Source organism: Mesorhizobium sp. (assembly GCF_017306585.1).
In the GTDB taxonomy this organism is placed as follows: Bacteria; Pseudomonadota; Alphaproteobacteria; order Rhizobiales; family Rhizobiaceae; genus Mesorhizobium.
The window spans coordinates 1-3131 of record NZ_JAFKIC010000354.1 but is presented as its reverse complement, the minus strand read 5'-3'; the positions used below and the strand labels follow the sequence as shown (position 1 = coordinate 3131).

The 3131-nt window shown below is 60.8% G+C and carries 3 protein-coding genes; 2 read left to right on the top strand and 1 reads right to left on the bottom strand.

The window, feature by feature from the left end:
* Positions 1-125 precede the first annotated feature (125 nt).
* Together J0I79_RS34610 and J0I79_RS34605 are read left to right on the top strand one after the other, a co-directional pair.
* Positions 126-518 (top strand): RidA family protein, encoded by a 393-nt coding sequence (locus J0I79_RS34610; protein ID WP_292870549.1) that lies wholly within the window; start codon positions 126-128, stop codon positions 516-518.
* A 159-nt stretch (positions 519-677) separates the two neighbouring features.
* Complete coding sequence (locus J0I79_RS34605; RefSeq protein WP_292870547.1) at positions 678-1226, top strand: hypothetical protein; 549 nt, start codon at positions 678-680, stop codon at positions 1224-1226.
* Positions 1227-1438: 212 nt separating this feature from the next.
* On the opposite strand, the gene carB is transcribed toward J0I79_RS34605, so the two are convergent.
* Positions 1439-3131 (bottom strand): carbamoyl-phosphate synthase large subunit (gene carB, locus J0I79_RS34600; RefSeq protein ID WP_292870545.1); only part of this gene is annotated, 1693 nt, incomplete at its 5' end.

Here is a 3131-nt window from a genome sequence, read left to right as displayed (position 1 = left end):
AGGGGAGAAGAGGAAAGCGCTGGCGCTGGTCGTCTCCTCTCCCCTCGGGGAGAGGTCAGCCGAGCGAAGCGGAGGCTGGGTGAGGGGGCTTGGCGCCAACCTGTCCAAACAAGGGGAGCACCACTATGAAAAAACAAGTCATCGAAGTGCCCGTGATGTCGGACAAGGTGCGCGCGCTCGGCCTGCCCTGTTCGACGGCGGTGAAGGCCAACGGCTTCGTGTTCATCTCGGCGACGCCGCCGGTGGACATGGTGACCGGCGAGATGGTGCGCGGCGACATCGAAACGCAGACGGACGCATCGCTGAAGGCGCTGAAACACTGCCTGGAAGCCGCCGGCACCTCGCTGGAAAACGTGGTGATGGTGCGCATCTACGCGGTGAATTCGGGATTCTACAACGCGATCAATCGCGTCTATGCGCGGTATTTCAGCGTGAACCCGCCGGCGCGGAGCTTTGTGCCGGTGGCGTCGTGGCCGATGGAGTTTGATATCGAGATTGAGTGTGTGGCGGTGGGGTGAGGCTGGGTTTCACGGGGATGTCGGCTCTCTCGAACGTCAAAGCCATTCGTTTCCGGTTCAATCAAAAAATGATTTTGCGAAAAAATCGTCAAACTTAACACTAATCATGTTGACTTTGATTTGGATGTCAGCCATTAGGATGGTGACGGGAGATTTGCCATGGATGCGAGACCCAGATCGCGCGACGCCCTGCTAGAGTTTTTGGACTACTTAGCAAGAAAAGGGCTGCTTAATAAAATTACTGCCAACGCTCGTAAGGCAGCGGCGAGCAAGGTGCTTGCATTGCTTGATGAGAGCGAGGCTGCGGATTTGACCAACGTCGACCTTGATCAATTGATGCATAGATTTTCTAATATCGAGGGCGGTAACTATACGCCTGGAAGCCTAAATACCTACAAAAGCCGTATAAAATCGTCTGTCGAGGATTTTTTAAACTACCAAGACAGCCCAATGACTTTCAAAGTCGGCGGTGCGGCTGGAGCGCGGAAAACGAGTGATCGCCAAAAGGGCGGCCAAACTACAGGGGAGCGGCCAGCGGCTCGGCCAGTTGCGTCGCCGGTGATAGCCCCGCCTACAAGCGTTTCCGTGCTTCCGATCCCAATACGGCAGAATTTGATCGTTCAAATCCAGGGGTTGCCATTTGATTTGACAACTGCTGAAGCAAATAAGATTGCAAACGTAGTGCGGGCTATGGCAGCATCTGACTGATTCTTCGGTCCAAACGAAGGATCCCTCTCGGCTCAGCCGAGGCACTGGGGCCGCTGGTGGTAGGGTCCATACCTACAGACCAGCGGCCTCCACCAATCTGAAAATCATTCCAGATATCGTTATTAGCTAGCCGATTTGCACCGCTTGCGCAAATTTTGCCGACCAAGGTGGCGACCTATGCGTTCCATAAATTAGATGGTTGCAAGCAATATTCACCCAAAATACTCCTGCAGCGGCCTCACTTCCAAGCTCCCCGCCTTCAGCGCCGCGATCGCTTCCGCCACGGCCGCCGCGCCAGACAACGTCGTGTAATAAGGCACCTTCTGCATCAGCGTGGCGCGCCTTAGCGACTTCGAGTCCGACACCGCCTTTTGCCCATCCGTCGTGTTGAACACGATCTGGACCTGGCGGTTGCGGATGGCGTCCTCGATGTGGGGGCGGCCTTCGAGCACCTTGTTGATCTTTTCGGCCGTCACGCCGTTTTCGGCGAGGAAGCGCTGCGTGCCCGAGGTGGCAAGCACCTTGAAGCCGAGGCCGGCGAGGCGCTTGACCGCCGGCAATATGCCGGCCTTGTCCTCGTCGCGCACCGAGACGAACAGGGTGCCGGAGCGCGGCAGGTCGACGCCGGCCCCTAACTGGCTCTTGGCGAAGGCGAGCGCGAAGTCGCGGTCGAGGCCCATGACCTCGCCGGTGGAGCGCATTTCCGGTCCGAGCAGAATGTCGACGCCGGGGAAGCGGGCGAAGGGGAAGACGGCTTCCTTGACCGCGATGTGGCCGGGATTCCTGGGGTCGGGCATCGCGCCGTAATGGGCGAAGGCGTCTTCCAGCGTCTCGCCGGCCATGATGCGGGCGGCAATCTTGGCAATGGGGCGCCCGATGGTCTTGGCGACGAACGGCACGGTGCGTGACGCCCGCGGGTTGACCTCCAGCACATAGACCGTGCCGTCCTTGATCGCGTACTGCACGTTCATCAGGCCGCCGACATTGAGCGCGCGGGCAAGGCTCGCCGTCTGCCGCTCCAGCTCGTCGACGAGGTCGGAAGGCAGCGAGTGCACCGGCAGCGAGCAGGCACTGTCGCCCGAATGGATGCCGGCTTCCTCGATGTGCTCCAGAATGCCCGACACGAAGGTCGCCTTGCCGTCGCAGAGGCAGTCGACATCGACCTCGATGGCGCCCGAGAGATAGGTGTCGAACAGCAGCGGGTTCTTGCCGAGCAGCGTGTTGATCTGGCCGGTCTTGTCGTTGGGGTATTTCTGCTTGATGTCCTCCGGCACGAGGCCGGGCACGGTGTCGAGCAGGTAGGTCTGCAGCATGCCCTCGTCATGGATGATCTGCATGGCGCGGCCGCCGAGCACGTAGGAGGGGCGCACCACCAGCGGAAAACCGAGCTCGCCGGCGACGAGGCGGGCCTGCTCGACCGAATAGGCGATGCCGTTCTTGGGCTGGCTGAGGTTGAGCTTGTGCAGCAGCTTCTGGAAGCGGTCGCGGTCCTCGGCGAGGTCGATCATGTCGGGCGAGGTGCCGAGGATCGGGATGCCGGCCTTCTCCAGCGCATCCGCCAGCTTCAGCGGCGTCTGGCCGCCGAACTGGACGATGACGCCGACCAGTTCGCCGCTCGCCTGCTCGGCGCGCAGGATCTCCAGCACGTCTTCCGCCGTCAGCGGATCGAAATAGAGCCGGTCCGACGTGTCGTAGTCGGTCGAGACCGTTTCCGGGTTGCAGTTGATCATGATCGCTTCATAGCCGGCATCGCGCAGCGCGAAGGCCGCATGGCAGCAGCAATAGTCGAACTCGATGCCCTGACCGATGCGGTTCGGGCCGCCGCCGAGGATGACGACCTTGCGGCGTGACGACACCCGCGCCTCGTTGGCGGGCTGGCCGACGAAGGGCGTCTCGTAGGTCGAG

Coding starts and splice junctions, on each gene's coding strand:
- J0I79_RS34610 (WP_292870549.1), top strand. CDS start 126: ATGAAAAAACAAGTCATCGAAGTGCCCGTGATGTCGGACAAGGTGCGC.
- J0I79_RS34605 (WP_292870547.1), top strand. CDS start 678: ATGGATGCGAGACCCAGATCGCGCGACGCCCTGCTAGAGTTTTTGGAC.